This window comes from Microbacterium sp. NPDC028030 (assembly GCF_040637855.1).
In the GTDB taxonomy this organism is placed as follows: Bacteria; Actinomycetota; Actinomycetes; order Actinomycetales; family Microbacteriaceae; genus Microbacterium.
Genome location: NZ_JBEZXF010000001.1, coordinates 231,190 through 248,406, shown reverse-complemented (window position 1 = coordinate 248,406; position 17,217 = coordinate 231,190). Strand labels below are relative to the sequence as shown.

16 protein-coding genes are annotated in these 17,217 nt (G+C 69.8%); 11 read left to right on the top strand and 5 right to left on the bottom strand.

From position 1 onward, the window contains the following. Nucleotides 1–23 precede the first annotated feature (23 nt). The 3 genes from AB0E56_RS01095 to AB0E56_RS01085 form a co-directional block, all read right to left on the bottom strand. Nucleotides 24–269 carry a hypothetical protein gene (locus AB0E56_RS01095; protein WP_359796270.1) on the bottom strand — a complete coding sequence of 82 codons (246 nt, stop codon included), beginning with the start codon at nucleotides 267–269 and terminating at the stop codon, nucleotides 24–26. Between the two features lie 80 nt (nucleotides 270–349). Further along, nucleotides 350–655, bottom strand: coding sequence for a protealysin inhibitor emfourin (locus AB0E56_RS01090; protein ID WP_359796269.1), 306 nt, complete (start codon nucleotides 653–655; stop codon nucleotides 350–352). After that, entirely contained in the window at nucleotides 630–1,700 is a 1,071-nt protein-coding gene (locus AB0E56_RS01085; RefSeq protein WP_359796268.1) for a M4 family metallopeptidase, read from the bottom strand. Before AB0E56_RS01085 ends, AB0E56_RS01090 begins: the two co-directional genes overlap by 26 nt. A 116-nt stretch (nucleotides 1,701–1,816) precedes the next feature. Between AB0E56_RS01085 and AB0E56_RS01080 the strand changes: the two genes are divergently transcribed. Continuing rightward, entirely contained in the window at nucleotides 1,817–3,049 is a 1,233-nt protein-coding gene (locus tag AB0E56_RS01080; RefSeq protein ID WP_359796267.1) for a hypothetical protein, read from the top strand. A gap of 65 nt (nucleotides 3,050–3,114) precedes the next feature. Continuing rightward, complete coding sequence (locus tag AB0E56_RS01075) at nucleotides 3,115–4,323, top strand: hypothetical protein (RefSeq protein ID WP_359796266.1); 1,209 nt, start codon at nucleotides 3,115–3,117, stop codon at nucleotides 4,321–4,323. 56 nt (nucleotides 4,324–4,379) lie between these two features. Here AB0E56_RS01075 and AB0E56_RS01070 read toward each other — a convergent pair whose 3' ends face one another. Further along, the gene (locus tag AB0E56_RS01070) at nucleotides 4,380–4,823 is read right to left on the bottom strand and encodes a hypothetical protein (protein WP_359796265.1); all 444 of its coding nucleotides are present in this window, start codon (nucleotides 4,821–4,823) and stop codon (nucleotides 4,380–4,382) included. A gap of 102 nt (nucleotides 4,824–4,925) precedes the next feature. On the opposite strand from AB0E56_RS01070, the gene AB0E56_RS01065 reads away from it, so the two are divergent. From AB0E56_RS01065 to AB0E56_RS01030, 8 genes are all read left to right on the top strand, one after another. Continuing rightward, nucleotides 4,926–6,101: an ROK family transcriptional regulator gene (locus AB0E56_RS01065; RefSeq protein ID WP_359796264.1), complete on the top strand. Its 1,176-nt coding sequence runs from the start codon at nucleotides 4,926–4,928 to the stop codon at nucleotides 6,099–6,101. Nucleotides 6,102–6,190: 89 nt separating this feature from the next. Continuing rightward, a complete protein-coding gene (locus AB0E56_RS01060; protein ID WP_359796263.1) occupies nucleotides 6,191–7,678 on the top strand; it encodes a M81 family metallopeptidase in 1,488 nt (495 codons plus the stop codon). Nucleotides 7,679–7,833: 155 nt separating this feature from the next. After that, nucleotides 7,834–9,642 carry a peptide ABC transporter substrate-binding protein gene (locus AB0E56_RS01055; protein ID WP_359796262.1) on the top strand — a complete coding sequence of 603 codons (1,809 nt, stop codon included), beginning with the start codon at nucleotides 7,834–7,836 and terminating at the stop codon, nucleotides 9,640–9,642. Nucleotides 9,643–9,654: 12 nt separating this feature from the next. Further along, nucleotides 9,655–10,674 carry an ABC transporter permease gene (locus AB0E56_RS01050; protein WP_359796261.1) on the top strand — a complete coding sequence of 340 codons (1,020 nt, stop codon included), beginning with the start codon at nucleotides 9,655–9,657 and terminating at the stop codon, nucleotides 10,672–10,674. Next, on the top strand, nucleotides 10,671–11,549 hold the full coding sequence (locus AB0E56_RS01045; RefSeq protein ID WP_359796260.1) for an ABC transporter permease: 879 nt from the start codon (nucleotides 10,671–10,673) through the stop codon (nucleotides 11,547–11,549). The genes AB0E56_RS01050 and AB0E56_RS01045 overlap by 4 nt, the downstream gene beginning before the upstream one ends. Continuing rightward, on the top strand, nucleotides 11,546–13,213 hold the full coding sequence (locus AB0E56_RS01040; protein ID WP_359796259.1) for an ABC transporter ATP-binding protein: 1,668 nt from the start codon (nucleotides 11,546–11,548) through the stop codon (nucleotides 13,211–13,213). Before AB0E56_RS01045 ends, AB0E56_RS01040 begins: the two co-directional genes overlap by 4 nt. A gap of 32 nt (nucleotides 13,214–13,245) precedes the next feature. Continuing rightward, nucleotides 13,246–14,166 carry an ROK family protein gene (locus tag AB0E56_RS01035; RefSeq protein WP_359796258.1) on the top strand — a complete coding sequence of 307 codons (921 nt, stop codon included), beginning with the start codon at nucleotides 13,246–13,248 and terminating at the stop codon, nucleotides 14,164–14,166. A 205-nt stretch (nucleotides 14,167–14,371) separates the two neighbouring features. Further along, nucleotides 14,372–15,892, top strand: a complete 1,521-nt coding sequence (locus tag AB0E56_RS01030) for an SDR family NAD(P)-dependent oxidoreductase (RefSeq protein WP_359796257.1) — start codon at nucleotides 14,372–14,374, stop codon at nucleotides 15,890–15,892. A 187-nt stretch (nucleotides 15,893–16,079) separates the two neighbouring features. Here the strand turns inward: AB0E56_RS01030 and AB0E56_RS01025 are convergent, their stop codons facing one another. Then, entirely contained in the window at nucleotides 16,080–16,418 is a 339-nt protein-coding gene (locus AB0E56_RS01025) for a helix-turn-helix domain-containing protein (RefSeq protein WP_359796256.1), read from the bottom strand. A gap of 77 nt (nucleotides 16,419–16,495) precedes the next feature. Between AB0E56_RS01025 and AB0E56_RS01020 the strand changes: the two genes are divergently transcribed. Next, complete coding sequence (locus AB0E56_RS01020) at nucleotides 16,496–17,152, top strand: NAD(P)H-dependent oxidoreductase (protein ID WP_359796255.1); 657 nt, start codon at nucleotides 16,496–16,498, stop codon at nucleotides 17,150–17,152. Nucleotides 17,153–17,217 lie beyond the last annotated feature (65 nt).

The following is a 17,217-nucleotide window of genomic DNA, read 5'->3' as shown; positions in this document are numbered from 1 at the left end:
GTCGGGGGCGCGGACCCGGTGGGTCACTCTCCTGCGGGGTCGTCGTTCTCGGGCTCGCGGCTCTCGATCGAGACGGCGTCGGGGGCAGGCGGCGCGACCGGGAACAGCACGGTGCTCAGATCGCCGCTGGCCTCTGCGCCGAGGCCGATCGAGAGCGGGTCGACGACGGGTGCCGTGTCGAGGATCTCCGATTCGGAACGCTCGAGCGGCTCGGAGGGCAGAGTCCACTGGTTCTCTTCTTCTTCAGGCTTGTGCTGGAACAGTCCCATGGGGTCCATTGTGAACCCGTGCTCGGCCGGGAGCGCCGGATTCACACGGGATTGATCGGATGACCCGCCGCGACGAACCGTCAGGCGGAGGCCGCGCGTACGGCTTCGACCAGCGCGCGCCAGGGACCGTCGAGTGCCGAGTCGGGCAGCTCGCGCTCGCGCCGCTCGGAGGGCGTGCGAGCGCGGATGCTCCAGATGAACCGGTCGGCGCCGCTGTCGGCATCGGTCTCCTGATCCCACGGGCAGCTGTCGATGAGGTCGATCCACTCCACGGCGTCGTCGGACTCCGCCTCCACGCGCCACTGACGGCGGATGCCGGCGATGCCGCCCGAGCGCACGACCGCGATGACGACCTGTGCGTCAGTCGGTGGAGGGGACTCGCTCATCCTCATAGACTCCCACGCGCGTCCAGGCGCGTCGAGCGGCGGCAGCAGTGGCATCGTCGATCGCGGTGGCGGCGGCGACCGTCGCATCGGCGAACTCGGTGAACGTCGCGGTGCTCGACAACCCGCCGGTGAGCGCCCGATACCAGGTCGTGCCGGCGCGCTCCCAGGCCTTGCCGCCGAGGTCGATCGCGAAGAGGGCGAACGCGCGGTTGGGGATGCCGGAGTTGATGTGCACCCCGCCGTTGTCTTCGGTCGTGCGGACGAACCCGCTCATGTGGTCGGGCTGGGGGTCTCGGCCGAGCTCGTCGTCGTCGTACGCCGTGCCGGGAGCGATCATCGACCGCAGCGCTGCACCCTCGACCGCATCGGTGAAGATCTCGGCGCCGATGAGCCAGGTCGCCTCGTCGGCCGACTGCCCGAGCGCGTACTGCTCGGTCAGCGCCCCGAACACGTCGGCGATCGACTCGTTCAGAGCCCCCGGCTGACCCTGGTACTCGAGGTTCGCGGTGTGCTGCACCACGCCGTGGGCGAGCTCGTGCCCGATGACCGTGAGAGACCCGGTGAAGCCCTGGAACACCTCGCCGTCGCCGTCGCCGAACACCATGCGCGCTCCGTCCCAGAACGCGTTGTCGTAGTCGACGCCGTAGTGCACGGTGGCATCGAGTGGAGCGCCCGCATCGTCGAGGGAGTTGCGCGCGAACGCGGCCAGCAGCATCTCGAACGTCGCGCCGAGCCCGTCGAACGCCTGGTTCACCGCAGCGTCCGCCACAGGGGCGTCGTCTTCGGCGCGCACCACGACTCCCGGCAGCTGCTGCGTGTTGGCGGCGTCGCTGATCGTGCGGTTCGGTGCGTCGGACAGCTGCGCGACGAGGTCGCCGTTCTCGTCGATCGACAGGTCGATGCGCGCCCGGAACGGCGGTCGGCCGGCGGTCAGGGTCTGGCGCGCCGCCGCCGCCGCTCTGGGGAACCGGCCCGACTCGGCCAGCCGCGCGAGCAGATAGGACGGGACCACTCCATGACGTCGTGCGGATACTGTGCTGCTCATGCTGAGACCCTACGCCGGGGCGCCGACGTCGGGACGATCTTGGTGCCCGGAGCGCGCTCTCGCGCCACCACCGTCGACTTGAGATTGAGAATCGTTATCAATAAGGTGGCAGAGTCATGAAGCTCTCCACGCTGCGCCGCGCCGCGCTCCTCCCGTCCGCCCTGGCTCTGCTCCTCGCCGCGTCCGCCTGCGCCCCCTCGTCGGCGCCGGCGGGAACGGCGACGTCACCCTCGGCGCCGTCGACATCCGATGCGCACGGCATCGACGCCGGAGCCGCAGCCGAGGTCGCGACCCCTGCGCTGGCCCTCGCGATCGCCGACCGGGACGGCGAGGTCATGCTCCTCGACCTCGCCTCCGAGGAACGCTCGACACTCGCTGTGGCGGACTCCGACGTGACGGGCGTCTTCGGCGACGGGCGACTGGTGTTCCGCGCCCACGCCGACGGCGACGAGGCCTCCGTCGAGGTCATCGACTCGGCGCGCTGGACGATGCCGCACGGCGACCACACCCATTCCTTCCGTGGAGAGCCGCGGAGTCTCGGCCGCATCGAGGGCGACGGCGAGGTGCGCGCGACGACGAGCGGACAGCGGACCACGGTCGCCTTCGCGGGCGGGGACCTCGTCCTCCTCGCGCACGACGACCTCGGCGAGACCGTCGATGCGACACCCCGCCTCGTCGTCGACGCGTCTGGGCCGGTCATGCCCTTCGCGGACCGGCTGCTCGTCCCCACCGCCGGCAGCTCGATCGAGATCTTCGACCTCTCAGGCGACCCCGCCCCCGGGGAGGGCGCGGCGTGCACCGGCGCATCCGATGCGGACACCACGCGCGTCGGTGCCGTGTTCACGTGCGACTCCGGCGCCGTGCTCTTCACACGCGAGGTCGGCGGCGCGCTCGCGGCTGAGCCCATCCCCTTCCCTGTCGAGGCCCCGCCGTCGACGACTCTCTCCGGACGCGCGGATCGGCCCGACCTCGCCGGCGTCGCGGGTGAGGTCGGAGCGTGGCTGCTCGATGTGCGCGAGCGGCGGTGGACGCTGCTCCGCTCGGAGGTCCCGCTGATCCGGGCGGTCGCGCTCGGCGACGACGGCAGCCGCACGGCCGCCCTCGACATCGACGGTCGGGTGCGGGTGCTCGCCCCGGATGGGGAGGTGCTCGTCCGGACCGAACCGCTGCTGGCGGCATCCGTCGCCGATCCCGACCTGCGCGACCGCGTGCAGCTCGTCGTCGACGCGCGCCATGCCTACCTCACCGACCCGGCTTCCGGATCCGTGCACGAGATCGATCATCGCGACGGCCGCGTCGCCCGCACCTTCACCGACCTGGACCCCTGGTTCGTCCAGCAGGTCGGCTGAGCACGCGACGGCCGCCGGCCGTCGTCGCGCGTCCGCGCACCCCTGAGAAGAAAGAGAGACGACCCATGTCCCGACCCCGCAGCCGCCTCGCGATCGGCGCCGTCGGCGCGCTCGCCGCCGTGGCGCTCGCCGGATGCGCGACGACCGCGCCCGGTGCCGAGAAGACCGATGCCCCTGCCGCCGAGGAGCACCACGAGGGTGACACCCGCGTCGCCCTGACCTATGACGGCGGGGTGCTCGTGCTCGATGGCGAGACCCTCGACGTCGTCGGGCAGGCGGAACTCGGCGGCTTCCTGCGCGTGAACGGCGCCGGCGACCACGACGGCCACGTCTTCGTCACGGCCGAAGACGGCTTCCACGTGCTCGACTCCGGCCTCGCGTCCGGCACGGTCGAGTTCACCGGCGAGGTCTTCGATGCCGAAGCCGCCGGCCACGCCGTCCCGCACGCCGGGCGCACGGCCCTGTTCGACGACGGCACCGGCGAGGTGCGGATCTTCGACACGGATGCCGTGGGCTCCGGCACGCTCCCGCAGACCGACACCCTCACCTCGGAAGCCGCGCACCACGGGGTCGCGATCGAACTTGCCGACGGCACGACCCTGTCGACGATCGGCACTTCCGAGACCCGCAGCGGCGTGCGACACCTCGCGGCGGACGGCACGGAGCTCGCGCGCGACGAGCAGTGCCCCGGTGTGCACGGCGAGGGGGCGCTGAAGGACGAGGTCGTGATCTTCGGCTGCGAAGACGGTGTGCTCGTGTTCCACGCGGGGGCGTTCACCAAGCTCGACGCCCCGGACGACTTCGGCCGCACGGGCAACGCCTACGTGACGGAGACCAGCTCGATCGCGTTCGGCGACTACAAGACCGACCCGGACGCCGAGGGCTACCTGCTCTCGCAGCTCGTGCGCGTCGACACCGCCGCCGGGGAGATCTCGGTGGTCGATCTTCCCGGTGACCTCCGGTACACGTGGCGCGGTGTCGGCCGCAGCGGGCATGACGATGTCATCGTGCTCGGGGCCGACGGCACCCTCTCCGTGCTCGACGAAGACGGAGCGCTGCAGGAGTCGTGGCCGGTCATCGACGCGTGGGAGAGCCCGACCGAGTGGCAGCAGCCGCACCCGGGGCTGCGCGTGGTGGGCGACATCGCCTACGTGACCGAGCCGTCGAAGAGCCGCATCCTCGCGGTCGACCTGCACACGGGAGAGGTGTCGGCCGAAGCCACCCTCGACGTGGTGCCGAACGAGTTCGTGGTGGTCGGCGCCGCGGGGCATTGACCCGCATCCGTTCGGCGTGACGGATCGTATGCCCTCAGGCCGAGCGTGGCGGGGCGTCAGTCCGGTTCGATGCTCAGGACGGTCGTGCGCATCCCGTCCGACTCGAACTGCACCGGCATCCCGGGGTGCGACACCGAGAACCAGAAGACGCCGTCCTCGGTGTCGTACCGCCGGCAGGTCAGCTCGCCCAGAGGGGAGGAGAGCGTCACGGTCGACACGCTCGTGGTGCCGGCGTCGAACGCCGCGTGCCGCTGCAGCTCGGCCCAGGTCACGCGGCTCGACACGACCGCCTTCGGGTCTGCGGCCGCCCAGCGGTCGAGCGTCGCGCCCTCGTCGTCGACGTCGTGGAAGCGGTTGACGTGCTCGCCGAGCGGTCCGTCCGGCCCCTCCAGCAGCAGGTGGATGGTCGTGCCCTGCCCCGTGGCGTCGCGGATCTCGGCGGCTGTGAACGGCGTCGGCAGGAGCCCGGGGCCGAGCAGGTGCGGATCGGGTTCTGTCATGATGCCAGTCTGCGCCCTCCGGCCGATCGGCAGGGGATGGCGCTTCTCCAGTCCGGGGGCTATCTTTGTTTGACCACCGAAACAAGATGATTCGAGGACACCGTGGCACCGGCGACCCAGACCGTACATTCCGAGGGTGAGATCTTCCGGCTGGTGCGCACCGGAGCGGCGCAGTCACGCGCCGATCTGGCCCGCCTCACCGGTCTATCGCCCTCGACCGTGGCACTGCGCGTGGAAGAGCTGATCGCGCACGGCTACATCGAGGAGAACGGCGAGGGCGAGTCGCGTGGCGGTCGTCGGCCCCGCGTGCTCACGGTGAAGGCCGGCGGCAGCGTCGTCGCCGGTGTGGAGCTCGGCGAGCAGCATGCGACCGTGGCGCTGTTCGATCGCCGCGCCGAGGTCGTCGTATCGACCGTCGCGCAGGTCTCGCTCCTTGACGGCGTCGAGAGCGTCGTCAACCAGGTGTGGGAGTCCGCGCGGGAGCTCGCGAAGGCCAACGGCGGGCTGACCCTCGAGGGCATCGCGATGAGCCTGCCGGGACCCGTGGACTCGCGCACGTCCCGGCTCCTTGCGCCGATGCGGATGCCCGGATGGAACGGCGTCGACGTCGGCGAGGTGCTCGGCTCGGTCACGGGTCTGCCGTTCCTGGTCGACAACGACGCGAACGCGATGGCCGTCGGGGAGTTCATCGAGCGCGGCGGCGAGCAGGAGCAGCTGGTCTTCGTGAAGGCGGGCAGCGGCATCGGCTGCGGCATCATCCTGGAGGGCGCGGTCTACCGCGGGTTCCGCGGCGTCGCCGGCGACATCAGCCATGTCGCCCTGCACAACGCACCGCCGATCATCTGCTCGTGCGGTCGGGTCGGCTGCCTCGACGTGGTCGCCAGCGGCGCGGCGATCGTCGACGCGCTCAAGGAGGCAGGCGTCGCGGTCGAGACCCTCGACGACGTGCTGGCACTCGCGCAGGACGCCCACCCCAAGGCCACCTCCGCGCTGCGCGAGGCGGGCGCGCGCACCGGCGAGGTGCTCGCCACGATCATCAATTTCTTCAACCCGCAGGCGCTCGCGCTCGGGGGACGCCTGGCCACGGCGGACGCGTTCGTCGCCGGTGTGCGTCAGGCGCTGTTCACGCTCTGCCTGCCCATGTCGACCGATGCCCTGGAGATCGGCGTCAGCCGGGCGGGCGCGCTCGCCGGTGCCCGCGGAGTGGCGTGGGAGCTGCTGGAGCGGATGCTCGACCCCGCCCGGATCGATGAGGCGCTGCGCGCCGCGGCTGCCTGACCCGTCGTAGCTTCGAAAATCGATCCAAGTTCCATCTCATTCGCAATAAGACGTCGGGTTTTCTTCGAGCTGCGATCTAGACTCGAAGCATGACCGCGACCTCCACGCTTCCGCGCATCGCCATCGCCGGCATGGCCATCGAGTCCAGCACCTTCTCGCCCCACCGTGCGGGTGAGCGGGACTTCCTGCGGGTGGAGGGCGACGAGCTCATCACCCGCTACGACTCACTGCGCGACGGCGAGCTCACGGACCGGGCCGAGTGGCTGCCGGTCTACTACGCCAGGTCGATCCCCGGCGGTGCGGTGCTGCGCGAGGTCTACGAGAGCATCAAGACGCGCATCTGCGACGGTCTGCGCGCCCTGGTCGCGGACGGGGAGAAACTGGACGGGCTCTTCTTCGACATCCACGGCGCGATGAGCGTCGACGGCCTGGACGACGCCGAGGGTGACCTGATCACGGCCATCCGCGAGGTGATCGGCGCTGACGTCGTGGTGTCCGCGTCGATGGACCTGCACGGCAACGTCTCGCGCACCCTGATCGAGAACGTCGACATCATCACGTGCTACCGGCTGGCCCCGCACGAGGACACGTGGGAGACGCGCGACCGCGCGATCCGCAACCTCGTCGAGGCGCTCGAGAGCGGCGTCACCCCCCGCCGCGCGTGGGTGCGCGTGCCGATCCTGCTCCCCGGCGAGAAGACCAGCACCAGGGTGGAGCCGGCCAAGAGCCTGTATGCGCGGATCCCCGAGATCGAAGCACGACCGGGCGTCACCGACGCCGCGATCTGGATCGGCTACGCCTGGGCGGATGAGCCGCGCTGCCACGCGACGGTCGTCGTGACCGGTACCGATGACGCGGCGACGGCCGCAGCCGCGGAGGAACTGGGCCGTGCGTTCTGGGACGTGCGCGACGACTTCGAGTTCGTCGGCCCTCCCGGCACCCTCGACGAAGGGGTCGCCGCGGGACTCGCCGCGACCGACACCCCGTACTTCATCAGCGACTCGGGCGACAACCCGGGCGCCGGCGGCACGGGTGACGTGACCTGGACGCTCGCTCAGCTGCTGCAGAAGCCCGAGCTCACTTCCGAGGGCGCGCCGGTCACGCTGTGCGCGTCGGTGTTCGACAAGGGGGCCCTCGAGATCCTGCGCGCACACGCCGTCGGCGACAGGGTGTCGGTCGAGGTCGGCGCGCGGGTCGACAGCGGACCGCACGGTCCGGTCCTCGTCGAGGGTGTGCTGCACAGCCTGCATGAGGGCGACGTGGATGCGGGTGGGATCGCCGTCATCCGGGTCGGCGGGCTGCACGTGATCGTCACCGAGTTCCGCAAGGCGTACCACGCCGTCTCCGACTTCACCTCGATCGGACTCGACCCGGTCGCGGCGCAGATCGTCGTCACCAAGATCGGCTACCTCGAGCCCGAGCTCTACGCCGCCATGCGCGGATGGACGCTCGCGCTCACCCCCGGCGGGGTGGACCAGGACCTCGAGCGCCTCGGGCACCACCGCATCCAGCGACCCATGCATCCGTTCGATGCCTTCGAGGCGACCCCCGACCTCTCCGCCGAGATGGTCGGCTGACACAGTCACGGCCTTTCACCTGCCATCGAATGAAGTTAGTTACTTAAACGTAACAAGCCTGACTTTTGCGGCTGACTTTATTCGGGCATGATGCAAAGTACGTCACAAATTGGACGAACGCTTCGGGTGACGGGGCGTTGAACAAGGAGGTTTACATGCGATCTCAGTCGCTGCGCCGCCGGTTGCTCGCCCCCCTGGGTGCGCTCGCCGTCGCGACGCTCGCCCTCACCGCGTGCCAGGCCGGCACCTCGGGAGACAGTGGGGCAGGCGAGAAGGACACGGTCAGCTTCGCCCTTCAGGTGGGCACCGGACCCAACTGGATCCTGCCGATCTCGTCGCCCGACAAGATGGCGACGCACAACAGCGCCATCAAGGCGACGATGTGGCCGCGCCTGTTCGAGTACAACGGCGTCGACGGCGAGATGGGCTGGGACGAGCTGGCCTCGGCCGCGAAGTCCTACGAGTTCTCCGACGACCGCAAGACGATCACGATCACGCTGAACGACCTCGACTGGTCGGACGGCGAGCCCGTCACCTCGCGCGACGTGGAGTTCTGGTACAACCTGGTGCGCTTCAACGGCGAGAAGACGGGCGGCTACTCCGCCGGCCTGATGCCGGACAACATCACCGAGTTCACGACCATCGACGACAAGACGTTCTCGCTGACGATGGACAAGGTCTACAACGAGGAGTTCCTCCTCGGCAACCAGCTCAGCCTGATGTACCCGATGCCGCAGCACGTCTGGGACAAGACCAGCGCGGACGGCGAGATCGGCGACCACGACCGCGACGCCGAGGGCGCAGCCGCCGTGCTCGACTACCTCTTCTCCGAGGCCGAGGACATGAAGACCTACGCCACCAACGACCTGTGGAAGACCGTCGCCGGTCCGTACACGGTCAAGAGCTGGTCGGACTCGGGTCTCGTGGAGCTCACCGCCAACAAGGAGTACACCGGCGAGGACAAGCCGAGCATCGAGAACGTCGAGTTCCTGCCCTTCACCTCGGCCGACGCCGAGATGAACGTCGTGCGTTCGGGTGACGTCGACTACGGCTACGTCACGAGCTCGCAGCTCACGAACGAGAAGCAGTTCACCGACCTCGGCTACAGCATCGAGCCGTGGGCCGGCTGGTCGATCACGTACATGCCGTACAACTTCGCCAACCCCGAGAAGGGCTCCTTCTACAAGCAGCTCTACGTGCGCCAGGCGCTGCAGCACGCCATCGACCAGGAGACCATCTCCGAGGTCGTCTGGCATGGCGCCGCGACGCCCGACTACGGTCCCATCCCGCAGACGGCCGACTCCAACGGGCTGTCCGACGTGCAGAAGGACAACCCCTACCCGTTCGACCTGAAGAAGGCCGAGAAGCTCTTCACGGACAACGGCTGGGTCAAGGGCTCCGACGGCACGCTCGAGTGCGCCGAAGCCGGTGCGGCCGAGGGCCAGTGCGGTGAGGGCATCGCCGCGGGTGACAAGGCGGAGATCGTCGTCACCACGCAGAACGGCTCGCAGGAGACCGACAACATGATGGCCGAGATCCAGTCGTCGCTGGGCAAGATCGGCGTCAAGATGACGATCGACTCCAAGCCGCTGGACACCGTCCTCACGCAGGCACAGGAGTGCAAGACCGGCAGCTCCTGCACGTGGGAGCTCGTCTTCTTCGGCACCGCGGGCAGCTGGTACTTCCCGCCCTACGCCACCGGTGAGCGCGTCTTCGCGAAGGACACCAAGTGGAACGCGGGACAGTACGACAACCCCGAGGCCGAGGAACTCGTCCAGGCGATGGCCTTCTCGACCGACCCGGAGATCGCGAAGAAGTACTCCGAGTACCTCGCGACCGACCTCCCGGTCATGTGGATGCCGAACCCGGTGTACCAGGTCTCCGTCGTCCGTGACGGACTCGACATCGCCCACCAGGACCCGGGCGCGTCGTTCCTTCCGCAGCGTTGGTCCTGGACCAAGTAACGAGCAGGTGACATGAGCGTGGTGGAAGCAGCGCAGAACGCGCAGCAGAAGAAGGAGAGGGCCGGCGGCCCGCGGTTCTGGTGGTACCTGTTGCGACGGGTCGGCCAGGGCGGGATCGTCATCCTCATCGTGACGCTGATCGTGTTCGCGCTGCTCCACCTCGCGATGCCGCAGGGGCCGGCCGCCGGCATCCTCGGCATGCAGGCCTCGCAGGAGCAGATCGACGCCTTCAACAAGGAGAACGGCTTCGATCTGCCCCTGTGGCAGCAGTACTTCCACTTCCTCGCCCAGCTCGTGCAGGGTGACCTCGGGGACTCCTTCAAGCTGAACAGGCCGGTGGCCGACGCGATCGGGCAGCGGCTTCCGAAGACGCTGATCCTCGCGCTGATCTCCATGCTGTTCGCGCTGATCATCGCGATCCCGATGGGCATCTTCCAGGCCGTGCGCCGCGGCAAGGCGGCCGACTACGCGCTGACCACCTGGAACTTCATCGTCTACTCGACGCCGTCGTTCTTCCTCGGGCTCATCCTCGTGATCGTGTTCGCGCAGTGGCTGCGGCTCGTACCGGCCCAGGCGCCGCAGGGCGAGACGGTCGGCGACGTGCTCTCGAACCCGGCGGGCCTCGTGCTCCCGGTGCTCACCGCGGCGCTCGGCATCATCGCGACCTTCTCGCGATACATGCGGTCGGCGACGATCGACAACCTGTCCGAGGACTACGTCCGCACCGCCAGGGCCAAGGGCACCTCGGTGCCCGTCGTGATCACCCGCCACGTGGTGCGCAACTCCCTGACTCCCGTGATCGCCATGCTCGGCTACTACCTGCCGGTCATGTTCGGCGGCATGATCGTCGTCGAATCGCTCTTCAACTACCCCGGCATGGGGCTGCTGTTCTGGACCTCGGCCCAGACCTCCGACTACCCCGTGCTGATCGGCTGCATCCTGGTGATCGCGCTCGCGACGGTCATCGGATCGCTTCTCGCCGACATCATCCAGGCGCTGCTCGATCCGCGCACCCGAGAGGAGCTCTCGTGAGCACGACCACCATCGTGATGCGCACGCTGACCCCGCGTCAGCGCGGCATGCGCCGCTTCCTGCAGAACAAACTCGCGGTGTTCGGCATCGTGACCATCGTCCTGTTCCTGCTCTTCTGCTTCCTGGGGCCGCTGATCCACCCGACGGATCAGGTCCACACCGACCTGCGCAGCACGATGCTGCCGCCCGGCAGCCCCGGGCATCCGCTGGGCACGGACGACGTCGGCTACGACGTGCTCGGCCGGCTCATGGTCGGCGGTCAGATCTCGATCCTGATCGGCCTCGCCGCCGGTATCCTCGCCACCGTCATCGGCACGCTGTGGGGCGCGATCGCCGGCTACGTGGGCGGTGCCGTCGACACCGTGATGATGCGTGTGGTCGACGCGGGCATCGCGATCCCCGCGACCTTCCTGCTGCTGATCCTCTCCGCGATCCTGCGCCCGAGCGTCCCGCTCATGATCTGCGTCATCGGCCTGGTCTCGTGGCTCGTGCCCGCCCGTCTCGTGCGTGCCGAGTCGATCTCGCTGAAGTCGCGCGAGTACGTGCTGGCGCTGCGGGCCATGGGCGGCACGCACTCGCGCGCCGTGCTGAAGCACATCGTCCCGAACACGGTCGGCACGATCGTCGTGAACGCCACCTTCCAGGTGGCAGACGCGATCCTCCTCGTCGCCTACATCTCGTTCCTCGGCATGGGGCTGCAGAAGCCGGCCACCGACTGGGGCGCCATGCTCACCAGCGGCATCACCTACACGTACGCGGGCGCCTGGTGGCTGATCTTCCCCGCCGGATTCTGCATCGTGCTGACGGTGTGCGCCTTCAACAGCATCGGCGACGGACTCCGCGACTTCTTCGACGTGAAGGGGCGTGCCGCATGAGCGACGCACTGCTGTCGGTGACCGACCTGAAGGTCACGTTCCGCACCGAAGACGGATCCGTCGAGGCCGTCAAGGGCATCGACCTCGAGGTGCGTCCGGGAGAGGTGCTGGCGCTGGTCGGCGAGTCGGGCTCCGGCAAGTCGGTCACGGCCATGGCCATCCTCAAACTGCTGCCGCGGACGGCGACGGTCACCGGGTCGATCTCCCTCGCCGGACGCGAACTCCTCCCGCTCGCGGAAGCCGACATGAACGCCGTGCGCGGCGCCGAGATCTCGATGGTGTTCCAGGAGCCGATGACCGCGCTCAACCCGAGCATGCGGATCGGCGACCAGATCACTGAGGCGATCCTCAACCACCGCGACATCTCGAAGGCGGAGGCCTGGAAGCGCGCGGTCGAGATGCTCCAGCGCGTGGGCATCCCCGAGCCTGTGCGTCGGGCGAAGAGCTATCCGCACGAGCTGTCGGGCGGGCAGCGCCAGCGCGTGGTCATCGCGATCGCCCTCGCGTGCGAGCCGCAGCTGATCATCGCCGACGAGCCGACCACCGCGCTCGACGTCACGGTGCAGGCCGAGATCCTCGACCTCATCCGGCGGCTCGCCGCGGAGTCGGGCACCGCGTTCCTGCTGGTCACGCACAACATGGGCGTGGTCGCCGACATCGCCGACCGGGTCGCCGTGATGTTCCGCGGCACCATGGTCGAGGTGGGCGACACCCGTACCGTGCTCACCGCACCCCGTGAGGCCTACACCAAGAAGCTGCTCAGCGCCGTGCCGTCGCTGCCCGACATCGCGACCGTGATCGAGCGGGAGCCCGAGACCGAGGTGCCGGCCGCCGTGCTCGAGCTCGATGCCGCGAGTGTGACCTACCGCCGCGGTGGGCGTCCGTTCCTCGCGCTCGACGGGGTGAGCCTCGCGATCGCACCGGGCGAGATCGTCGGGCTGGTCGGCGAATCCGGGTCAGGCAAGTCGACTCTCGGGCGTGCGGCGCTCGGTCTGCTGCCGCTGTCGAGCGGTTCGATCACCCTCTTCGGCGAGAAGGTCGGACGCGGGGGAGTCTCCGGGCGCCGCGAGCGCGCGCTGCGCGGACGTGTCGGAGCGATCTTCCAGGACCCCGGCTCCAGCCTCGACCCCCGCATGACCGTGGGTGAGGCGATCGCCGAGCCTCTGCTCGTGCAGCGTCGACGCGTCCCGACCACCGCGGCCGGGCGTCGGACCAGGGTGGCCGAGCTGCTGGACGCCGTGGAACTGCCGACGAACTACGCCTCCCGCTACCCGCACGAGCTCTCGGGGGGCCAGCGCCAGCGCATCGGCCTCGCCAGGGCGATCGCGCTGGAGCCGGAGCTGATCATCGCCGACGAGCCGACCTCGGCGCTCGACGTGTCGGTGCAGGCGGCCGTGCTCGAAGTGCTGCGCACCCTGCAGGAGAAGATGCACTTCGCCTGTCTGTTCATCAGTCACGACCTCGCGGTCGTGCACGAGATCTCCGACCGGGTCGCCGTGATGCTGAAGGGCGAGATCGTCGAGACGGGGTCCGCGGATGACGTGCTCCTCGCGCCGCAGCACCCCTACAGTCGACGCCTGCTGGCGTCGGTCCCCGTGCCCGACCCGGACAAGCAGGCGCTGCGGCGGGAGGCCCGTGCGGCCGCACTGGTGATGACGAAGTGACCGCGGAAGGACCGAGCCGAACGAGCAGGGGTGTGCGCCACGCGGGACCCGTCGTCCTGGGGCTCGACGTCGGCGGATCGAGCGTGAAGCACCTGCTCGCCCCCGCGCTGGCGTCGATGGACGCTCCGCCGACACCGCTCGCCCGCGGCCGACACTCGACGCCCAAGGCCGCGCCCGTCGAGGGGCTGTCCGCCATCGTCGACTCCCTCCGCGGCGACGCCGACCTGGAGCGCGTGGTGCTGTCGATCCCGGGGCTCGTGGACGAGGCGGAGGGTGTCGTCGTGCGCTCGACCAACATCCCCTCGCTCGACGGCCGTCCGCTCGGCGCACAGCTCAGCGCCGCACTCGGCGTCCCCGTCGACGTGATCAACGACGGTCACGCCGCGGCCGTCGCTGAGGCCTCGTGGGGTGCGGGCGCCGGTATCGACGATGTGTTCGTGCTCGCACTCGGCACCGGGATCGCGGGGGCGCACGTCGCGCACGGACGCGTCGTGCCCGGGGCGCACGGCTCCGCCGGGGAACTCGGCCACATCACGATCGAGCCCGACGGCCACGTCTGCTCCTGCGGACGGCGTGGCTGCCTCGAGACCATCATCGGCGCCCCCGCTCTGCGCAGAGCCTGGGCGGAGGCCGGGGGTGCTGGCGGCCCGGAGAAGCTGCTCGCGGCCAGCAGTGCCGGGGATGCCGCGGCCAAGGCGATCGTCGAGCGCGCGTCGTCGGCGCTCGCCGAGGCGATCCTCACCCTCTGCGCCCTCGTCGACCCTGGGTGCATCGTGATCGGCGGCGGGCTCGCCCAGGCGCCGCACGAGCTCGTGACGCTCGCGGCGCGGTACGTGGGTGCGCGCGCCTCGTTCCACCGGGTTCCGCCCATCGTGCCCGCGACGCTCGGGGAGTGGGCGGGCGTGAACGGCACGGTGCTCACCGCGCTCCGTCGCCAGCACGCTCTGGTCTGACTCCGCGCCGCTGTTGATTCGCTGAGTGCACGGGTTCGCGCCGTTGCGTCCGTTTCGCTGAGTGCACGGGTTCGCGCCGAGTGCACGGCTTCCGTGCGTCGGTACGCCGTGCGCTCGGCGACAAGCCGTGCACTCGGCGGCGGGACGGATGCTCGGGAGGGGAGGGAGGGGCATATGCCCAGGACACTCGCGTAAAATCGGCACAATGACCGACGCCCCCTCCGACGCTGCACCCGAACTCGGACCGGGCATCGACCCCGACGACCTCGCCACGACCCTGCGCGTGCTGTCCGAGCTGCATGAGATCGACAACGAGCATCCGGACTTCGTCGCCGTGCGCCACGCGACCGCCGCGATGTTCAAGGCCGTCAAGCGCGTGCGCCGCAAGGAGATCCGCGACGCGATCGCCGAAGCCGACAAGGCCGTGGTCGCCCGCACCGCCACCGGGGCGCCAGACCGCATCGACGACGAGACCCGAGGCAACGATCTCGCGACCAGCGTGGTGGACGCCCCGATCGCGGGCGAGCTGCTCAAGCCGCGCAACTGCTACATCTGCAAGCAGCCGTACACGCAGGTCGACGCCTTCTACCACCAGCTCTGCCCTGACTGCGCCCGCTTCAGCCACGGCAAGCGCAATGCTCGGACCGACCTCACCGGCAAGCGCGCCCTGCTCACGGGCGGCCGCGCGAAGATCGGCATGCACATCGCGCTGCGGCTGCTCCGCGACGGCGCGCACACCACGATCACGACGCGCTTCCCCCGCGATGCCGTCCGCCGGTTCTCTGCCCTGCCCGACTCGTCCGACTGGCTGCACAGGCTCCGCGTCGTCGGCATCGACCTGCGCGACCCGGCCCAGGTGATCGGCCTCGCCGACTCGGTCGCGGCTCAGGGTCCGCTCGACATCCTCATCAACAATGCAGCCCAGACCGTCCGGCGCTCGCCCGGTGCATACTCGCTGCTCGCAGATGCCGAGCTGCAGCCGCTCCCCGACGGACCTCTGCCCGAGATGGAGACGTTCGGGCACACCGCAGACCCGCACCCGCAGGCGCTGCAGGCATCCGTCGACGCCCATCCGCTGCTCTCGGTCGCGGCCCTCGGCGGCACGGTCGCCGAGCAGGGCGGCCAGGCGCTGACGGCCGAAGACCTCGCCAGGCTCGCCATGGCCCCCGGATCCTCGTCGCTCGAGAAGCACGCCGACGGCACCGCCATCGATGCGGGCGGCCTCGTGCCCGACGTGAACCGCGTCAACAGCTGGGTGCAGTCGATCGAGCAGGTCGATCCGCTCGAGATGCTCGAGGTGCAGCTCGCCAACACGACCGCGCCGTTCCTGCTGATCAGCCGGCTGCGGGCCTCGATGGCCGCGTCGTCGTCGCACCGGAAGTACGTCGTGAACGTGTCGGCGATGGAGGGGCAGTTCTCTCGCCGCTACAAGGGGCCGGGCCACCCGCACACGAATATGGCCAAGGCTGCTCTCAACATGCTGACCCGGACGAGCGCGGGTGAGATGCTCGAGAAGGACGGCATCCTGATGACCGCCGTCGACACCGGCTGGATCACGGACGAGCGTCCGCACTACACGAAGGTGCGCCTGGCCGAAGAGGGCTTCCACGCGCCGCTCGACCTCGTCGATGGCGCCGCCCGCGTGTACGACCCGATCGTGCGCGGCGAGGCCGGCGAAGACATCCACGGCGTGTTCCTGAAGGACTACGAGCCCAGCCCCTGGTGACACGCGCGGGCGGGTGCGGGCCCCGGTCGCAGCGCCGGGTCGCGTCACGCCGGTCACCTGTCGGGAGGATTCACGGATGTCGGGCGGGAACGCGGTTTCCCGTCCTGCATCCGGGCGAACTCCCGACAAACGGACGACGAAGCGCGGCGCGGTCGCGGATGGCGTGACGCGAACCTCGGGCGACGCGTCAGTGCGCGCGGGCGGCGAGGTTCGTCGAGGCCCACTGCCCCAGCTGGTCGAGGATCGGCAGGAGGCCGGTGCCGCTCGGGGTGAGCGCATACGACACGGTGACCGGCGGGCCGGGGTCGACCGTGCGCGCCACGAGCCCGGCGTCGGCGAGTTCCGCCAGCCGGTCGGACAGCACGGTGTCGCTGATGCCGGCGACGGCGCGGCGGAGGGCGACGAAGGTCGAGGGCCCGCCTCCGAGCGACGAAACGATCATGCCGTTCCACCGTTTTCCGAGCACGCTGAAGGCCAGTGTGACGGCGGCGTCGCACACCTGACGCTCTTCCTCGACCTCGGCCATGCACACATCCTACCCGTGCTACGTTAACCAGTGTCGCTAATAAAAAGCTAGTGACTACGAAAATGAGAGGTAGGCCCATGTCCCTGTTCCGCCTGGATGCCAGCATCCTTCCCGCGTCGTCCGCCAGCCGCGCGCTCGCCGACATCGTCGAGGCCGAGTGGACCGCGTCCCACCCCGACTCGACCGTGCTCCGCCGCGACCTGGCCAGCGAACCGGTGCCGGCGACAGCGTGGGCGGATGCCGTCACTGGCGGATTCGTCGACGAGGCCCAGCGCACCCCCGCGCAGAACGAGGCCCGCGCGCTCGCGACCTCGTTCGCCGATGAGTTGATCGGCGCCGACGCGCTGCTCTTCGCCGTGCCGCTGTACAACTACGGCGTCTCGCAGCACTTCAAGACCTGGTTCGACCTGGCGTACATCGACTCCCGTATCGACCCGACCGGCACGGCGCTCAACGGCAAGCCAGCGACGCTCGTCACGGTCCTCGGCGGCAACTACGCTCCCGGCTCGCCCAAGGAGGGCTGGGACCACTCGACCGGCTGGCTGCGCCGCGTGCTCGAAGACGTCTGGGGCCTCGACCTCCGTGTCGTGCAGCGTCCGTTCACCCTGGTCGGGGTGAATCCGGCCCTCGACGCGTTCGCCGACACCGCCCGCGAGCTCAAGGAGAACGCCGAGGCCGACGCCCGGACCTTCGGCCGCGAGCTGGCCGCGACGCGCGATCCTCGCGTGGCCTGACCCCCCGCCTCCGTCCATCCGTCCACCCGTCCATCCGTCGGACGAGCGGACGGATGTCGGACCGG

Excerpts from the sequence above, each read along its gene's own strand:
- AB0E56_RS01095 (WP_359796270.1), bottom strand. The coding sequence starts at position 269 with ATGGGACTGTTCCAGCACAAGCCTGAAGAAGAAGAGAACCAGTGGACT.
- AB0E56_RS01090 (WP_359796269.1), bottom strand. The coding sequence starts at position 655 with ATGAGCGAGTCCCCTCCACCGACTGACGCACAGGTCGTCATCGCGGTC.
- AB0E56_RS01085 (WP_359796268.1), bottom strand. The coding sequence starts at position 1,700 with ATGAGCAGCACAGTATCCGCACGACGTCATGGAGTGGTCCCGTCCTAT.
- AB0E56_RS01080 (WP_359796267.1), top strand. The coding sequence starts at position 1,817 with ATGAAGCTCTCCACGCTGCGCCGCGCCGCGCTCCTCCCGTCCGCCCTG.
- AB0E56_RS01075 (WP_359796266.1), top strand. The coding sequence starts at position 3,115 with ATGTCCCGACCCCGCAGCCGCCTCGCGATCGGCGCCGTCGGCGCGCTC.
- AB0E56_RS01070 (WP_359796265.1), bottom strand. The coding sequence starts at position 4,823 with ATGACAGAACCCGATCCGCACCTGCTCGGCCCCGGGCTCCTGCCGACG.
- AB0E56_RS01060 (WP_359796263.1), top strand. The coding sequence starts at position 6,191 with ATGACCGCGACCTCCACGCTTCCGCGCATCGCCATCGCCGGCATGGCC.
- AB0E56_RS01055 (WP_359796262.1), top strand. The coding sequence starts at position 7,834 with ATGCGATCTCAGTCGCTGCGCCGCCGGTTGCTCGCCCCCCTGGGTGCG.
- AB0E56_RS01050 (WP_359796261.1), top strand. The coding sequence starts at position 9,655 with ATGAGCGTGGTGGAAGCAGCGCAGAACGCGCAGCAGAAGAAGGAGAGG.
- AB0E56_RS01040 (WP_359796259.1), top strand. The coding sequence starts at position 11,546 with ATGAGCGACGCACTGCTGTCGGTGACCGACCTGAAGGTCACGTTCCGC.
- AB0E56_RS01030 (WP_359796257.1), top strand. The coding sequence starts at position 14,372 with ATGACCGACGCCCCCTCCGACGCTGCACCCGAACTCGGACCGGGCATC.
- AB0E56_RS01025 (WP_359796256.1), bottom strand. The coding sequence starts at position 16,418 with ATGGCCGAGGTCGAGGAAGAGCGTCAGGTGTGCGACGCCGCCGTCACA.
- AB0E56_RS01020 (WP_359796255.1), top strand. The coding sequence starts at position 16,496 with ATGTCCCTGTTCCGCCTGGATGCCAGCATCCTTCCCGCGTCGTCCGCC.